The organism is Gluconobacter sp. DsW_056 (genome assembly GCF_002153595.1).
Taxonomy (GTDB): Bacteria; Pseudomonadota; Alphaproteobacteria; order Acetobacterales; family Acetobacteraceae; genus Gluconobacter; species Gluconobacter albidus.
In genome coordinates this window covers 66,556-82,542 of the sequence record NZ_JOPF01000009.1, presented here as the reverse complement: position 1 = coordinate 82,542, position 15,987 = coordinate 66,556, and the positions used below count along the sequence as shown (strand labels likewise).

Annotated in this window: 12 protein-coding genes; 4 read left to right on the top strand and 8 right to left on the bottom strand. The window is 63.4% G+C overall.

Annotated elements, in window-relative coordinates; all coding sequences use genetic code 11:
- Positions 1-199: 199 nt before the first annotated feature.
- Positions 200-1,897 carry a lipopolysaccharide assembly protein LapB gene (locus tag HK22_RS07555; RefSeq protein WP_086648848.1) on the top strand — a complete coding sequence of 566 codons (1,698 nt, stop codon included), beginning with the start codon at positions 200-202 and terminating at the stop codon, positions 1,895-1,897.
- Here the strand turns inward: HK22_RS07555 and HK22_RS07550 are convergent.
- The 5 genes from HK22_RS07550 to HK22_RS07530 form a co-directional block, all read right to left on the bottom strand.
- Positions 1,863-4,724: a [protein-PII] uridylyltransferase gene (locus tag HK22_RS07550; RefSeq protein WP_086648847.1), complete on the bottom strand. Its 2,862-nt coding sequence runs from the start codon at positions 4,722-4,724 to the stop codon at positions 1,863-1,865. The two genes, HK22_RS07555 and HK22_RS07550, sit on opposite strands and share 35 nt — an antisense overlap.
- A complete protein-coding gene (mutS, locus tag HK22_RS07545; RefSeq protein WP_086648846.1) occupies positions 4,721-7,363 on the bottom strand; it encodes a DNA mismatch repair protein MutS in 2,643 nt (880 codons plus the stop codon). The genes HK22_RS07550 and mutS overlap by 4 nt, the downstream gene beginning before the upstream one ends.
- 105 nt (positions 7,364-7,468) lie before the next feature.
- Positions 7,469-9,025 carry a murein biosynthesis integral membrane protein MurJ gene (murJ, locus tag HK22_RS07540; protein WP_062110523.1) on the bottom strand — a complete coding sequence of 519 codons (1,557 nt, stop codon included), beginning with the start codon at positions 9,023-9,025 and terminating at the stop codon, positions 7,469-7,471.
- Between the two features lie 76 nt (positions 9,026-9,101).
- Positions 9,102-9,347: a hypothetical protein gene (locus HK22_RS07535; protein ID WP_062033356.1), complete on the bottom strand. Its 246-nt coding sequence runs from the start codon at positions 9,345-9,347 to the stop codon at positions 9,102-9,104.
- 106 nt (positions 9,348-9,453) lie between these two features.
- Positions 9,454-9,948, bottom strand: a complete 495-nt coding sequence (locus tag HK22_RS07530) for a glutathione peroxidase (protein ID WP_062033353.1) — start codon at positions 9,946-9,948, stop codon at positions 9,454-9,456.
- Positions 9,949-10,094: 146 nt separating this feature from the next.
- On the opposite strand from HK22_RS07530, the gene HK22_RS07525 reads away from it, so the two are divergent.
- Complete coding sequence (locus HK22_RS07525) at positions 10,095-11,300, top strand: NupC/NupG family nucleoside CNT transporter (protein ID WP_086648845.1); 1,206 nt, start codon at positions 10,095-10,097, stop codon at positions 11,298-11,300.
- Positions 11,301-11,398: 98 nt separating this feature from the next.
- Complete coding sequence (gene sodC / locus HK22_RS07520; RefSeq protein WP_086648844.1) at positions 11,399-11,923, top strand: superoxide dismutase[Cu-Zn]; 525 nt, start codon at positions 11,399-11,401, stop codon at positions 11,921-11,923.
- 10 nt (positions 11,924-11,933) lie between these two features.
- On the opposite strand, the gene HK22_RS07515 is transcribed toward sodC, so the two are convergent.
- The 3 genes from HK22_RS07515 to tsaD are packed head-to-tail and all read right to left on the bottom strand — an operon-like array spanning position 11,934 to position 14,844.
- Positions 11,934-12,908 (bottom strand): NAD(P)H-dependent glycerol-3-phosphate dehydrogenase, encoded by a 975-nt coding sequence (locus tag HK22_RS07515; protein WP_198945507.1) that lies wholly within the window; start codon positions 12,906-12,908, stop codon positions 11,934-11,936.
- A gap of 2 nt (positions 12,909-12,910) precedes the next feature.
- Complete coding sequence (locus tag HK22_RS07510) at positions 12,911-13,750, bottom strand: 23S rRNA (adenine(2030)-N(6))-methyltransferase RlmJ (RefSeq protein WP_062033343.1); 840 nt, start codon at positions 13,748-13,750, stop codon at positions 12,911-12,913.
- Complete coding sequence (gene tsaD, locus HK22_RS07505; RefSeq protein WP_086648842.1) at positions 13,747-14,844, bottom strand: tRNA (adenosine(37)-N6)-threonylcarbamoyltransferase complex transferase subunit TsaD; 1,098 nt, start codon at positions 14,842-14,844, stop codon at positions 13,747-13,749. Before tsaD ends, HK22_RS07510 begins: the two co-directional genes overlap by 4 nt.
- Before the next feature lie 67 nt (positions 14,845-14,911).
- On the opposite strand from tsaD, the gene hemC reads away from it, so the two are divergent.
- Positions 14,912-15,961 (top strand): hydroxymethylbilane synthase, encoded by a 1,050-nt coding sequence (gene hemC / locus HK22_RS07500; RefSeq protein ID WP_077803816.1) that lies wholly within the window; start codon positions 14,912-14,914, stop codon positions 15,959-15,961.
- Positions 15,962-15,987 lie beyond the last annotated feature (26 nt).

Sequence of the window (15,987 nt, the reverse complement as noted above, 5' to 3'; positions counted from 1 at the left end):
TAGGAAATGTACGGGTGGTCATTCCCTGCCGGACAGTCGCGTACACCAAGCCCGGCACAGGGCCAGTTCGTTGCTCAAGATGCATTGCTGAAAAACCTCTGCTTCTGTCTCGGACTTACGATTTTGACCAAAGAACCGTGAAAACTTCGTTAACACCATCTTTGTGGATTTTTAGGATTTTTTGGAGCACGAAAAGTTGATGACTATGCCGTTTGCCCCTGATCCCACTGAATCCGCCTTCGCCTGTTTCGATGCAGGAGATCTTTCGGGGGCTGAGGATGCCTTTCGTGCCATTCTGGCGATGGAGCCGGGACAGGCAGATGCGTTGCACGGCATGGCATGTCTTGCCCGCGTCCGAGGGCAGAGCGGCATGGCAATTGCACTGGTGGGACGGGCTCTACAGAAGCCGGCTGTGTCTTCCGATCGCAAGGCGCGGATGCATATGACGCTGGGATTGGCCCTTTCCGAGCAGGGACATCTCGAGGCAGCACGAGCGGCATTGCATGTGTCCGTGCTGTTGCAGCCTGCCGATCCGAGAACCCACACTGCTCTGGCGGAGGTGTGTGTCGGGCTGGGGCGTCGTGGGCAGGCGCGTGAGGCTCTGCAGAAGGCGGCGGCTCTGCTGGCGGATGAAAGTAATGTGAGAACCCGAATCGGGGAACTTTTTCTGGATGACGGTCTGGTGGAGCTGGCTGTCGGAGAGTTCCGGTGGGTTGTGCGTCACAGGCCTCGTGACGGAGCCGCACTGGCAAATCTGGGGGCGGCACTTTTTGCCGGGAATGCGTTTGATGAGGCGCACGGGGTTCTGGTGCAGGCCTGCGAATTCGGAGCCGGGACTGCGGAGACGCTCAACAGTCTGGGGCTCGTGGAGATGGCGCGGGGCGAACTTGCGGCGGCGGCCGAAACATTGCGGCGGGCGCTGGAGTTGCGGCCTTTGGATGCCCGGATTGCGAATAATCTCGGCACGATCCTGATGGAAATCGGAAGGGAAGACGATGCTGCAACTCTCTTCCGGACGATCATGGGGCGTGAAACGGGAGAGGAAGCCGAGCGGGCACGTTTTAACCGGGCAACCATTCTGCTGGGCCAGGGGCGGTTTGCGGAAGGCTGGCAGGACTTCGAGAGTCGCCGAACGATTCTGGGGCTGGTTTCGGAAAATCCGCAATGGAATGGCTCAGCGGGAGAGGACCCCGTTGCCATTGTAGGAGAGCAGGGACTGGGCGATGAGGTGCAGTTTCTACGCTTTCTGCAGCAGGCAGCGCGGCTTCGGCCGTTGCGTCTGCGGTTTCGGACGGCGGAACTGGCGGGATTGATGCCCGGGCTGGATCAGGACCGGATTTTGCCGCCCGAAGGGCCTGTAGCGGCGGAGATTAGTCTGCTGAGCCTGCCGAATGTTCTGGGGCTGGGGGAAATGCCTTCAGCCGAGCCGTATCTCGCGGTTAGGGAGACACCTGAAGCAGACCGGGTTGGGGTCTGCTGGTCGGGAAATCCGTCTTACCGGTTTGATCGCAGACGTTCGGTTCCGGTGGGATGTCTGGAGATATTGCGGCAGGTTTCAGGCGTCCGCTTTGTGGCGCTTCAGCCTGGTGATGCGCCGGACTGGATGGAGCGGGTGTCGCTTAAGACGCCGCTGGATCTGGCGCGGGAAGTGGGGCTATGCGCACTGGTCATCAGTGTGGATACGCTGGTGGCGCATATGGCGGGCGCAGTGGGGCGGCCGCTCTGGCTGCTCAATCGGGAAGGGGGCGACTGGCGCTGGAAAGACGTAGACTGGTACCGGGATGTCCATCAGTTCCGTCCGCCCACCGGAGCAGATGTTTCCAAAGGGTGGACGGTTGTTCTTCAGGAGGTTGCGGTGGCGCTTACTTTGCGGGGGCAGGAACCGGAGGGCTCGTGAGAGAAGCCAGCAGGGTTTCGCGCAGGCGGGCGAGACGGATCGGATCGGTGATTTTCAAGCCCAGCAGATCCCGAACATAGAACACATCGACGGCGCGCATGCCGTAGGTCGTGATATGGGCCGAGGAAATCTGGAGAGACTGGCTGCTGAGGGTTGATGTGATGTCGTGCAGCAGGCCGGGGCGGTCGCGTCCGTTGACTTCAATGACGGTGTGACGGTCCGAGGCCGTGTTGTCGATGACAACGCGGGGCGGAACGTGAATTGCGCGCATCCGGCGCGAGGTGCTGTGGTGGCTGGCGTCCTCGATACCTTTGCGGATGTCGAGGCGGCCCGAAAGCGCCTGTTCCACGAGATGGTTGAGGCGACCCAGTTGGTGAGGTTCCTCGAAAGAGCAGCCTTCGCCGTCCTGCACCCAGAAGGTGTCGAGCGCCATGCCGTCGCTCAGTGTGTGGATGCGGGCATCCACGATGGAGGCGCCTGCGACGGCGAGGGCACCGGCGATCTGGGAAAACAGGCCCGGATGGTCGGCGCAGAGAACGGTGAGTTCGGTGACGCCGCGTTCGGGGATCGGGAAGGCTTCGACCGTGACGGGGGAGCGGTAGCGGTCCGAATCGTGGACCATGCGGGCATGGCGCATTTGAGTGTCGGTGTCGAAGCCAAGCCAGTAGCTCGGATAGCCGAGGTCCAGAAAGCGGTCGATGCTACTTTCGGGCAAGGTGCCGGTGAGGCCATCCCGGGCTAGGTCTCGGGCGTGGTTGACGCGGCTGTCGCGTTCGGTGGCGGCCAGTCCGCCTTCCAGCACCTCGGCGACACGGGAGAAAAGCTCGCGGAGCAGGGTGGCTTTCCAGGCGTTCCAGACCTTCGGGCTGACGGCGCGCATATCGGCGATGGTCAGGAGAAGGAGGAGACGCAGGCGCTCGGGAGACTGGATGGTGTCGGCGAGGTCGAGGATTGTGCGGGGATCGTCGATGTCGCGTGTAAAGGCGGTCTGAGACAGCAGGAGATGATGCAGGACCAGCCAGGAGACGGTATCGGTTTCTTCGGGATCAAGGCCAAGCTGCGGGCAGATCGTGAGCGCGAGGTCGGCGCCGATTTCGGAATGGTCGCCGCCGCGTCCCTTGCCGATGTCGTGTAGCAGGACGGCGACGTAAAGCGCACGTCGGGACCGCAGGTCGCTGGCCAGCGTGTAGGCCAGGGGGATTTCGTCCGCCATGCGACCGGCTTCGATCTGGCCCATCATGCGCACAGCTTCGACGATGTGCTCGTCAACCGTATAGATATGATAGCTGTCGAACTGCATCTGCCCGACAACGCGGGACCAGTCTGGCAGGAGGCGCCCGAGAAGGCCGGTTTCGTTCAGGATCGGGAGCCAGAACGGAACGGCTTTGGTTTCGTCTGCACTCGGCTCGCAGAGCAAATCCAGAAAGATTTTCGCGGTTTCGGGATCATCACGCAGGGCGACGGCATGGCGTTCGTTGCGGATGATCTGCTGCATTGCGATAGGATGCAGGGGCAGGTCGTTGCGCCGCCCGCAGTCCAGCAGGCGAAACATTTCGCGGGGCTGGGATGCAAAGGTGACAGGCTCGATCGGACAGATGCGCCCGGCGATCGTCTGGAATTCTTCAGGTCCGGTAACGATTTTGGGTGGCTCGCCGGTCGTCTGGTCCTGAAGATGCATCAGAACGACGGGTTGCAGCACGCTGGTAAGACGCATGACGTCGCGTGCGGTCAGAAAATAATGCCGCATGAAGCGCTCAACACCACGCTGACGGCCGTGTGTTGCATAGCCCATACGACCGCCGATGACGGGCTGGACGTCGAAGGTCAGGCGTTCTTCAGCGCGGCCCGTGATGTAGTGCAGGTGCAGGCGAACGGTCCACAGGAAGTCCCATGAGCGACGGGCACGGTGTGCTTCGCGTTCCGTCAGCAGACCGAAGGACGCGAAGGAGGGGGTCTGGGGAGCTTCGGCGGGGGCACCGTTGCGGTCCGGTGTCGAGACGGCGCAGCCGAGGGCCGCACGGCCCATCCAGTTCAGGGTTTGCAGATCCCGCAGGCCGCCGCGGCCTTCCTTGATGTTGGGCTCGACCATGTAGGGGTTGTCGCCGAAGCGGCGGTGACGCTGCTCGCGTTCGCCGATCTTGCCCATGACGAATTCGCACAGGCGGTCGTTCTGAAGGTCTGCGCCCAGGGCGCAGCGCAGGTTTCGCGCCAGTGTGCGGTCCCCGTGGAGGAAGCGCAGGTCCAGCAGGGCGGTGCGGATCGTCAGATCGGTATCGGCGTCGCGGACGCATTCGGCGATGGAGCGCGTGGCGTGGCCAACGCGCAGGCCGAGATCCCACAGGGCGTAGAGAATAAACTCGATCCGGGCCGTCATGGCCGCGGAGGGATCGCCGGGGATCAGGAACAGGATGTCGATATCGCTGAAGGGGGCAAGCAGGCCCGCACCATAGCCGCCGGTGGCACAGAGGCACAGGGATTCTTGAGGGGACGAGGCAGGGGATTCGTGTTTGCTGGCCGCGAGGTCGGCCAGTGCGCAGACCATGTCGTCGGCCTGACGGGCGAGAGCGCGGGCAGCATCGATTCCCGAAACCCTGCGCTTTTCGAACTGGTAACGGACTGAGGCGTTTCCGCTGCCCAGATGCCGCCGAAGGATGGAAAGCACGGCCTCGCGGCTCGTCTGCCCCTGTTCCGCGGCCGTATCGAGAGCGCTCTGCAGGGAGGAGGCCGGGTCATACGGGAGGGGGGCGGTTCGGTCAGACAGGGGCTTATCCGTATCGTCAGCGAAGGAAAGAGGGAGAGTTTCGCCCCAGAAAGAGTTTTCTTTCAAGTGCCGTTTCCTGAGGCAAGGCGTTTCAGATTGTATAACGCATCCAGCGCGTCCCGTGGAGAGAGATCATCGGGGTTCATGGCGTGTATTGCGTCTTCCAGCGGGGTAGGGGCGATGGGCGCGGCGGGAGCGGGCGACGCTGGTTCCGCAACCGCTTCAAACAGGGGCAGGGAGGAGCGGGAATCGGCCTGTTCGCGCTCGAACTGGGTCAGCAGGCGGCTGGCGCGGCTGATAACGGAGGCGGGGATTCCCGCCAGTTTTGCAACATGCAGGCCCCAACTCTTGCGGGCGGCACCGGGGCGGACTTCGTGCTGGAAGATGACCTCGCCGCGCCACTCTTTCACGGCCATCGTGTAAGGCGCCAGGCGGGGAAGGAACTCGGTCAGCGCGCCGAGTTCATGGAAATGTGTTGCAAAGATTGTCCGTGAGCCAAGCTGTGTGTGCAGGGCTTCGAGCGTGGCCCATGCGATGGACAGACCGTCGAGGGTTGCGGTGCCTCGTCCGATCTCGTCCACGACCACGAGAGATTTTGGACCGGCCTGATTGAGAATCGCTGCGGTCTCGGTCATTTCGACCATGAAGGTCGAGCGTCCCCGGGCGAGGTCGTCCGCGCCGCCGACGCGGGAGAACAGTCGGTCCACAACGCCGATCTGGGCGGATTTTGCCGGAACGGGAAGGCCCGCCTGCGCGAGAATAACGGCCAGTGCGGTCTGGCGCAGGAAAGTCGATTTGCCCGCCATGTTCGGGCCAGTCAGCAGCATGGCGCGGTGTTCGGGCGGCAGGGCGCAGTCATTGGGAATGAAACGGGCATCTGCGCTTCCCGATTCGGCCAGGGCGGCTTCGACAACCGGGTGTCGGCAGGCGACGAGGCTGAACTCCGTGCCATCCGTGACGACGGGGCGGCACCATGAGCCGCCTTCTGCGAGCAGGCCGCAGGAGCGCAACACGTCGGCGAGGGCGAGGAACTCCGCCACCTCATCAAGGGCCGGGGTTTGGAGAATGCGGGCGCAGAGTTCGGCGAAAATGCGGCGTTCCAGCGCAGATGCTCTGTCGGCGGCTTCGAGAATGGCGCGGTCCAGTCCGGCGAGCTCTTCGGTGGAGAAGCGGGCGAGACTGGCAGTCCCTTGGCGGAACGAGAGTTCGGAGTTGTCGCGCAGTTTCGTGCCAGCCGCGGACGGGACTTCGATGACGTAGCCAAGCTGGGCGTGGTGTTTGATTTTCAGCGTCGTGACGCCGAATTTTTCGGACAGATCGCCCTGCATGGCCGCGATGATGCGGCGGCTTTCGTCACGCAGGCCGCGATAGCGGTCCAATTCCGCGTTGTAGCCGGGGGCGATGAAGCCGCCGTCTTCGATGCGGGCAGGCAGGCTCTCGGCGACGGCGGCCTGAAGCTGTTCCAGCAGGGTGTCAGCGCGGCCGTAAAGGCCCGCGGTGAGTGTGCGGATCAGCGTGGGTGTGTTCGGGTCGCAGGCGGGCTGGAACAGGGCGGTGATGTCGTTGGCGGCGATCAGCGTGTCGCGGATGGCGGCGAGATCGCGCGGCTGTCCACGTCCGGCGGAGATGCGGCCCAAGGAACGGGCAGGATCGGGCGTGCGACGCAGAATGTCGCCGAGTGCGCTGGGCAGGCCGGGGATGGATTGCAGCCAGAGCCAGCCGTTCTGGCGATCCGTGATGGCGGTGGCGTCCGTCAGCGGAGAGGCCAGCCACTGTGCGAGGAGGCGGGAGCCTGCAGCCGTGGCAGTGCGGGTGACGGCACCGAGGAGGCTGTGTTTCGTTTCGCCGTCGCGGGTGCGGAGAATGTCGAGGCTGGCGCGGGTGGCAGGGTCGATACCGAGAACGCCGTCCGTGCCCTGCGGAATGGGGCGGGAGAGGCGCGGGAGCGCTCCGGCCTGACTGCGCTGGACGTAGTTCAGCGCGATGGCGCAGGCAACGGCCTGTTCGGGCGGGAAGTCTCCGAGGGCATCGATCTGGGCGACGCCATAGGCGCGAGCGACGAGAGTACGGGCGCTGTCGAGCGTGGGCGGGACGGCGGCGGGAGCCAGTCGGTTCGCATAGTCGGGCGCGATGAGGTCGGGCTCGGACAGGATTTCGGCAGGGTCGAGCCGTGCCATCAGCTCCGGCAGGGCGGCATCGCTGACCGAAGCTGTTTCGAAAGCGCCGGTGGAGATGTCGATCCAGGCCGCGCCGATCGTTTTTGCGCGTTTTTCCGGGCTGCGGGCGAGGGCGAGCAGGAGATTGGCGCGTCCGGCTTCGAGCAGTTCGTCTTCGGTCAGGGTTCCGGGGGTGACGACGCGGACGATGGCGCGGGAGAGCGGGCCTTTGAGGGGTTTTTCGCCCTTTTTCGGGGGTGTCTGCGTCTGTTCGGCGACGGCGACGCGAAAGCCACGCCGGATCAGTCGGGACAGATAGGCCGGGGCGGCCGCGACCGGGACGCCGCACATGGGGATCGGCTCGCCCTGATGCGTGCCGCGCGCCGTGAGCGCGATGTCGAGCGCCATGGCGGCCGCCTGTGCATCGGCGAAGAACAGCTCGTAGAAATCGCCCATACGGAAAAACAGCAGGGCGTCGGGTTCGCGGTGTTTGAGATCGAACCACTGTGCCATCGCGGGGCTGGCGTTTTCGGCGGTAGGCAGGGGCATGAAGGTGCCGATGGGTCCGGTCTCCGGGTTGTCAGGTCGGGGAAGGGGAAAGGAGTGCTTTGGCAATAACGCCTTCCTGCCGGTGTGTGAACCGGCAGGGCGGGGTCAGCGGGTGCGTCTGCGGTTCAGGCGTGACTGGAAAGCCACGGCGACGTCGCGCAGGCGCACCACCTTCAGCGCGTCGAGCGTTATGACATAGACCAGCATGCCAAAGACGATCAGGGCCATCAGCATGCCAAAGCGCCAGGCGCCGTGCCAGAACGGCAGGCCAGGCGCTGCGAGTTTTTCTGATGCTGCCACCCAGAGCGCCATCATGACGGCGGCGCCCGCAATCCGCAGGGCGCGGCCTTTGAGGAGCGGATCTGCGATGAAGAGGCCGCGCCGGTGCAGGATCACGGCGAGCAGCGTGCAATTGACGAAAGCGGCGATCGTGCTGGCCAGCGGCGGTCCGATATGGCCAAGCGGGCGGTAGAGCAGGAGGTTCATGATGAGGTTCAGCCCCAGCGTGAAGAAGCCGATCCGTACGGGGGTGACGGTGTCGCCTTCCGCGAAGAAGGCCGGGGAGAGAACCTTGATGAGGACGAAAGCGGGCAGTCCGAGCGCATAGGCCTGAAGGCACTGACCGGAAAGGATGGCATCCGCGACTGTGAAATGGCCGTAGCTGAAAAGGGCGGCCATGATGGGGGAGGCAAGAACCATCATGCCGATCATGGCCGGCAGCGTCAGGAGCAGCGTATAGTCGATGGCGCGGTTGACGCTGGAATGGACGGCAGCGCGGTCGTTGTTCGCGATATGGCGGGTCAGGAGCGGCAGCAGGGCCGTCCCGGCGGCCGAGCCCAGAACGCCGAGGGGAAGCTGGTTGATGCGGTCCGCGAAATACAGGATCGAGGGCGTTCCGACCGGGAGCTTGGTTGCGATGATCATGTCCACGGTCAGGTTGATCTGGGTGACGCCGGAGCCGACGAGGGCCGGTCCCATGCGGCGCATCAGGGCACGCATGTCCGCGGACAGGCTCGGCCATGTCAGATGGGGCGCCATACCCGCGCGGTGGGCGGCCCAGTACAGCGCGCCGAACTGCACGACACCGGAGAGCGTGACGCCCCAGGCACTGACGACGGCGGTGTTGTGCCAGACCAGTGCGCCGAGGAGGATCGCCGCGATGCCGATGATGTTGAAAGTGACGTAGGCTGCTGCTGCTGCGGTGAATCGTCCGAGGCCGTTGAGAATGCCAGAGACGAGGGCGGCGCCGCAGATCAGCATCATGTAGGGGAAAGTGATTCGTGACAGATGCACCGCAGTTTCGAAACGGGTGCCGCTGAGGCCCCAGCCGACGAAGCTCACGACCAGAGGCATGAAGATTTCGGCCAGAACGGTCAGCAGTGCCAGCCAGAGCATCAGCCCGGACAGGGCTTGCCCCGCGAAACGCAAAGCGGGCTGGGGGCCTTTTGTTTCGTACCGCTCGGTGAACATCGGGACGAAAGCGGCGTTGAACGCGCCTTCACCAAAGAGACGCCGGAACATGTTGGGCAGCCGCAGCGCGATCAGGTAGGCGTCCTGAACGGGGCCGGCACCCAGGAACGCGGCGAGAATCTGGTCACGAACGAGGCCGAGGACACGCGAAAGCATGGTCCAGCTGCCGACTGTCAGGAAATTGCGAAGCATTTCCTGATCCTAGCCTATCATTCAGCGCCGCGACATATGCTCCGTGACAGGAAAAGCACGCCGTGGCGGATTGGCTTCAGCGCAGGATCGTTTCGCGGTTGTACGGGGTCGTGGTGGTGCGCTGCGACTGGCCCATGCTGGGGCGGACCGCGGCGAGGCCGATGCAGAGCAGCGTGACTTCCAGCATCAGCATGGCACTGGCCCAGAAAATGCCGGACAGGCCGAGGAATGTCGTGACGTGATGCGCCACGGCCGGGGTCAGCGCACCGAGGGCCGCGACCACCAGAAGGGGCAGGATCGGACGGAGTAGTGAGTCCTTCATAACAAATCTCCTGTCACATTTCTGACTTGAACTGTGACGGATTTCGATACGGGTATTCAAGGAAAAAAGACGCACCTCCGCATCTCTCCTGCGTGAGGGCGACGCTTCAGTTGCTCAGGATGACCTTGCGGATGGCTTCCTCGACCCGGTTTGAGGCGGGCTTGACCAGTGGGGTGAACCAGTTGGTGAGCTTGCCGTCGCGGTCGATCAGATATTTGTAGAAATTCCAGCGCGGGCGGGCGAGGAACCCTCCCTGTTTATCAAGCCATTGAAAAAGCGGTGTGATTCCGGAGCCGCGGACATGCTGTTTGGCGGCCATGGGAAAGGAGACGCCATAGTTGCGGTAACAGAAAGTCTTGATGTCTTCCGCGGAACCGGGTTCCTGCTCGCCGAAATCATTGGAGGGAACGCCGATGACCATCAGGCCGTCGGAGGTGTCGCGACCATAGCGGGACCAGACATGCTGGAGGTCTTCATACTGCGGGGTAAAGCCGCATTTGGAGGCTGTGTTGACGATCAGCAGCGGTCGTCCGCGATAGGCCGAAAGGTCGATCGTATCGCCGGACAGGCCGGGGAGGCTGAAATCATAGGCACAGGTCATGGGGTGTTTCCCTATCAGTCGGGCGGCATTCTAGCGGCTTGAGCCCGTGCAGGCGAGAGAGGAGGGGTGGACAGAACGTGACATGATGGACAGGTTCAGGTCGTTTCAGGTTCAGTTCTACCTGTTTTTGTGAGGAGTTTGCCTGAGTGATCCTGCGCGTCCTTTTCGGCATGGCCGGTCTTCTGTTTCTGGGGGCGCTTCTGTCTACCAACCGCCGGGCCATCGACTGGGCTCTGGTGGGGCGGGCCCTGCTGTTGCAGGTGCTGATTGCGGCGGTCGTGCTGTGGGTGCCGGCGGGCGCGCATGGACTGCACGTTGTCTCGGATGCGGTGACGAAGGTCCTGTCCTTCGGGGATGTGGGCAGTGCGTTTCTGTTTGGTGGTCTCGTCGGACCGAAAATGGACGCGTTGTTCGGCAATGAGGGGTTCGTTTTTGCGCTGAAGGTGTTGCCGGAAATCGTTTATGTGGCGGCACTTCTGGGACTTTTGCAGCACTGGGGCGTATTGCAGTTCCTCTCGAAGCTGATTGGCGGGGCGCTCTCACGGGTTCTGGGAACAACGGGGCTGGAATCATTTGCGGCGGTGCTGACGATTTTTCTGGGGCAAAGCGAAATTCCGATCGCGCTTCAGACCTGTCTGGCGGAAATGTCGGAAGGGGAGCTGGCGACGGTTCTGTGCAGCGGAACATCCTCCATCGCGGGGTCCGTGCTGGCGGGGTATGCGTCGCTGGGGGTGCCGATGGAGAACCTGCTGGCGGCGTCCTTCATGGCCATTCCGGGCGGGTTGCTGTTTTCACGCATCCTGTTTCCGGGGCCGCGCCGGTCTGATGCGCAGATTGCAGGCGCAGATCACGGGCATCACAGCATGTTCGAGGCCATTGCCGATAGTGCGATGAATGGTGCCAAGATCGCTGTGGCGGTGGGGTCCGTGCTGATTGCGTTTGTGGGGCTGATTGCGCTCGCGAACGGGCTTCTTGGTGCGGTCGGGCTGTCGCTGTCCTGGATGCTGGGGATGGTGTTTGCGCCGTTTGCCTGGCTTCTGGGCGTGCCCTGGAATGAATGCATCGTGGCCGGTGGACTGCTCGGGCAGAAGATCGCGTTCAATGAGTTCGTGGCCTATGTGAACCTGTCCCCATTGATCCACGCCCATGCGCTGTCCCAGCGGACAATCACGATCCTGTCTTTTGCGCTGTGCGGCTTTGCGAATATCTCGACGATCGGGATTTTGATCGGCGCATTCGGAAGTGCGGAGCCGCGCCGGCGGACGGATGTGGCTTCCCTTGCGGTCCGGGCGGTAGTAGCCGGAACGTTGTCCAATGCGATGAGTGCGGTGATTGCGGGACTGTTCGTCTGATTTTTGGCGGATCACGAATCTCTGATCGCGGGATAGGCTGGTTTCGGGTAAGATGCGAATAATTATCATCTGATTTTTTAAAAGACTGTGAGCTCACCATGTGTCGTTCCGGATTTCTGACCCTTCTTCTGGCCTCCGTGATGGCCATTCCTGCGCTGGCCAGCGCTGCGGACAGTGTTTCGGGAGAACTGAAAGGGACGGATGGCACGTCTCATGGGATCGTGACGGTAACCGGGGCACCGAAGGGGGTTTTGTTGCGCCTTCAGGTGCAGGGGCTGACGCCCGGTTGGCATGGGATTCATTTCCATGAAAAGGGAAGCTGCGCGGCTCCGAAATTTACCAGTGCAGGCGCGCATGTTCATGCTGTGACGCCGGTTGTGCATGGTTTGCTGAAGGCGGATGCGAATGATGCCGGCGACCTTCCTAACCTGTATGTAGGAGCCGACGGGACAGCGACGGTGGAGCTTTATTCCACCTTGGTATCACTGAAAGGCGACCACGGTTTGCCCGCGCTGATGGACGCGGATGGAGCATCTGTGGTGGTTCATGCCAAGCCGGATGACTATCAGACCCAGCCGATCGGTGGTTCGGGAGACCGGGTGGCCTGCGCCGTTCTGCACTGAGGCGTCGTCATTATTCCCGGGTCGGGGGGCGGTCCAGCAGAAGGTGGCGCGCTTCCTCGATCGAGACGCCTTCGTTGAGAAGGCGGGTGACGGTCTCGATGATCGGTACGCGCACGTTGTGCCTGCGAGCGAGGGCGAGCAGGGCGGGGGCCGTCAGAACGCCTTCCGCCACAGTTGTGCGTGAGGCGAGAATGTCCGCGAGCGGGTGGCCTTCGCCGAGTTCCAGCCCCACACTGTAGTTGCGCGAGCCGCGTCCCGTGCAGGTTAGGATGAGGTCGCCCATGCCTGCGAGGCCCGCAAGCGTGCTGGCACGGCCGCCTGTAGCTTCGGCGAGGCGGCCGATTTCGGCAACGGCGCGGGTGATGAGAGCGGCGCGGGCGTTTTCGCCCAGGCCTGCACCGATCGTGATCCCTGCGCCGATGGCAATGACGTTCTTTGCAGCCCCTGCAAGCTGGACGCCCGCGGCGTCATCACTGGCGTAGAGTCGGAACGTTGAGGTGTTGAGCAGGGCTGTGAGAGACTGCGCGAGCACGAGGTCCGCGCAGGCAAGCGTTGCGGCGGCGGGAAGTCCTTTGGCGATTTCAATGGCAAAATTCGGTCCGGAGAGGACGCCTGTCGGACGGTTCGGCATGGTTTCCGCCAGAACGTCGAGCGGCAGGAGGGAGGTGGTCTGTTCCAGTCCCTTGCAGCAGGTCACGACGGGAACTGCGGGATCGAGGATGGTTTGAAGGCGCGTGGAGACGTCGCGGGCGGTCTGGACGGGGGTGACGAGCAGGGCGACGTCAGCACTACGGGGAAAGTCTCCGGTTATGGTGACGTTTTCGGGCAGGATGATGTCTGGCAGGCGCGGGAGAGTGCGGGTTTCGGGCGCGACGGGATTGCGCATCCAGAGTGTCACGTCCGCGCCGGTCGCTGCGGTGGCGCAGGCCAGCGCTGTGCCCCAGGCTCCGGCGCCGATGACGGCGATATGCGGACGTGTGGTCATGATTATTCTTCCGCCAGTCGTTCGATGTTGATCTGGATGCCTTCGGCGTCAGGGGAACGCAGGCCGGTGGCGAGAGCTTGCAGGATATTGCTGGCCTCGTCCTCAAAACCGAACGGGGCGTTAACGACCAGCAGGCCGCAGCCGTTCAGACGGGACGGATCAACGGGCGGCCGCAGCAGGAATTCGCAGGCGAGCATGTCCTGAATGCCTGCGTCCTGAAGCGCCGTGTAGAAGGTACGGACGGGGGTGCGGTGCTTGATCGGGTACCAGACAGCAACGATCCCGGCGCGGAAACGGTTGCGGATCAGGGCAATGGCATCGGCGCAGCGGGCGAAATCGTCCGTTTTTTCAAATGGCGGGTCGATGAGCACGAGGCCGCGCTTGAAGTCCTTGGGCGGCAGGAGCGCGCGGAGAGCTTCGTAGCCGTCACGGTGATGAACAGCGGCCTGCGGGTCGGCGTGAAAGAGGCGACGCAGGGGGCGGACGTCTTCGGGGTGCAGTTCGCAGGCGATGAGCTGGTCCTGCGGGCGGAGTTCGGCGCGGGCGAAAGCGGGGGAGCCGGGGTAGCGGTGCCGCTCCTGCACGTTGGGTCGCACGGCGTCGAGATAATCCGCAAGGGCGGCGGCAGGCGGGCTGTTGAGGAGTTGACCGATGCCTGCACGCCATTCGCCGGTTTTTTCGGCTTCTTCAGAAGACAGGTCGTAGCGACCGCATCCGGCATGAGTGTCGAGGACGACGAAACCTGCGGGTTTGCGCTTGAGCGCCTTGATGAGTGCGAGAAGCAAAGCGTGCTTCATGCAGTCGGCGAAGTTTCCGGCGTGGTAGATGTGGCGGTAGTTCAAGAGGCGTGTTCCGGGATGGCGGGAGTGCGTTCTGAGAGGGGCCAGCGGGGGCGGGCGGCGGTGTCGATTTCGTCAGGGGTCTCGCCCGCATGGAGGCGTTCGAGGGCAGCCCAGGCCACCATCACCGCATTATCCGTGCACAGGCGCAACGGGGGCGCGAAGAAGGGGATGCCATGGGCGACCGCGACCTTTTCGAGGGCGTGACGCAGGGTTTTGTTGGCGGCGACACCGCCTGCGACGACGAGGGCAGTGGCGTTCGGGCTGCGGGTCAGGGCATGTTCGGCGCGGTCGGCCATGACGTCTGCGACGGCGCGCTGAAAGGAGGCGGCGACGTCTGCTGCGAACTGACGCGGAAGGGCGTCGCGGCTGCCGGTCGGGTCCTGTGTGTCGATCAGACGGCTGACGGCGGTTTTAAGGCCCGAGAACGAGAAATCGCAGCCCTCGCGGCCCTTGAGGGGGCGCGGGAGCGCATACGCGTCGTCCTGCCCTTCGGTGGCAAGTTTTTCCAATGCGGGGCCGCCGGGCCACCCCAGGCCAAGCATTTTGGCGACCTTGTCGAAGGCTTCTCCGGCGGCATCGTCGATTGTGCCACCAAGGCGCACATATCGGCCCGTTTCCTCGACCGAGACGCACTGGCAGTGGCCGCCCGAGACCAGCATCGTCAGGTAAGGGAAGTGCAGGTCTGCACCAAGGCTGGGGAGGCGCGGGGTGAGGATGTGGGCCTCGATATGGTTCACAGCCACAAAGGGGCGGTGCAGCGCCATGGCCAGTCCCTTGGCATAGGAGCTGCCGACAATTAGGCCGCCGATCAGGCCCGGGCCGGTTGTGCCCGCGAAGATGTCGATGTCGGCCAGCGTCAGGGAGGCTTTTTTCAGGACTTCCGACACGAGTGTCGGTAGCGCATCCAGATGCGCGCGGGCCGCGATTTCCGGAACGACGCCGCCGAGAATGGCATGGTCGGTCTGGGACAGCACGCCTTCAGCCAGGATCGTGCCGTCATAAGCGAGGATGGCGCAGGCCGTGTCGTCGCAGGAGGTTTCGATTGCGAGAAGGGGGCGCACGGATGTGGAGGGACGTATGGCGGAGGCTGGCATGGCTCTTATTATGGCCGAGTCTGTCATATCATGACAGTCCCGTGTGAATGGGCTAAAGCTGCCGTTCATGAATGCTCCCGTCCTGCCTTCCGATGCGCTCCAGCGAGTTGCCGCGGAAGCCGTCCGCCGATCCCATGCCGCTGCGCCGCCGACTGGCCGCAAGCTTCCTCTTCGTGTCGGGTCGCGGGCGTCTCCGCTGGCGCTGGTCCAGACGCGCAATTTCCTGACGCGTCTGACGCGGTTCTGTCCGGTCCTGCGCGACATGGGCGCATTTCAGGAATACCAGATCAGCACCGAGGGCGACCGTAATCAGGCGCAGCGTCTTGCGGAAATCGGCGGTAAGGGTCTCTTTGCCAAGGAAATCCACGAGGCGCTGGTGGCCGGGCGGATTGATTTCGCGGTGCACAGCCTCAAGGATCTGGAAACCAATCTGCCACCGGGCCTCGTGCTGGCGTGTACGCTCAAGCGCGAGGATGCGCGCGATGCGCTGATCCTGCGGGACCGGACCGTAACGATTGATCCGGAGCGCCCCTATGACTGTCTGCCCGAAGGGGCGTTGATTGGATGTGCGTCCGTGCGGCGTCAGGCACAGATGCTGCATGTGCGGCCGGATCTGCGGTTTGGTCTGTTGCGCGGGAACGTGCAGACGCGTCTGGACAAGTTGCGGGCCGGAGCGTGCGACGCGACGCTGCTGGCGCTGGCCGGGCTGCGCCGTCTGGGCATGGAGGACCGTGTGGATGTGGTTTTCGAGCCGCATCAGATGCTGCCGGCTTCGGGTCAGGGCATTGTGGGCGTAACGGTTCGTGAGAGTGATCTGGAACTGCGCGAACTGCTGTCTGCGATCGAAGATCCGGAAGCACGGGCAGTTTCGACGGCTGAGCGCGCACTTCTGGCGGAGCTTGACGGGTCGTGCCGGACGCCGATCGGGGGATATGCCCGGATCGAGAAGGGTGTGCTGAAGCTGACGGGCATGATTGCAAGCGAGGACGGGACGTTCCTGTTGCAGCGTGACATCGAAGGGGCACCGCTTGAAGCCGCGCGTCTGGGCACGGAGCTTGCGGATGAGCTGCGTCGCGATACGCCTGCTAATATTTTTGAAGACATGAGGCGTCCCTGACGCTTCCACCTGACCGCATCGTTCTG

What these genes read in the sequence shown, in the direction of transcription:
- HK22_RS07555 (WP_086648848.1), top strand. Translation starts at nt 200, where the DNA reads ATGACTATGCCGTTTGCCCCTGATCCCACTGAATCCGCCTTCGCCTGT.
- mutS (WP_086648846.1), bottom strand. Translation starts at nt 7,363, where the DNA reads ATGCCCCTGCCTACCGCCGAAAACGCCAGCCCCGCGATGGCACAGTGG.
- murJ (WP_062110523.1), bottom strand. Translation starts at nt 9,025, where the DNA reads ATGCTTCGCAATTTCCTGACAGTCGGCAGCTGGACCATGCTTTCGCGT.
- HK22_RS07535 (WP_062033356.1), bottom strand. Translation starts at nt 9,347, where the DNA reads ATGAAGGACTCACTACTCCGTCCGATCCTGCCCCTTCTGGTGGTCGCG.
- HK22_RS07530 (WP_062033353.1), bottom strand. Translation starts at nt 9,948, where the DNA reads ATGACCTGTGCCTATGATTTCAGCCTCCCCGGCCTGTCCGGCGATACG.
- sodC (WP_086648844.1), top strand. Translation starts at nt 11,399, where the DNA reads ATGTGTCGTTCCGGATTTCTGACCCTTCTTCTGGCCTCCGTGATGGCC.
- HK22_RS07515 (WP_198945507.1), bottom strand. Translation starts at nt 12,908, where the DNA reads ATGACCACACGTCCGCATATCGCCGTCATCGGCGCCGGAGCCTGGGGC.
- tsaD (WP_086648842.1), bottom strand. Translation starts at nt 14,844, where the DNA reads ATGCCAGCCTCCGCCATACGTCCCTCCACATCCGTGCGCCCCCTTCTC.
- hemC (WP_077803816.1), top strand. Translation starts at nt 14,912, where the DNA reads ATGAATGCTCCCGTCCTGCCTTCCGATGCGCTCCAGCGAGTTGCCGCG.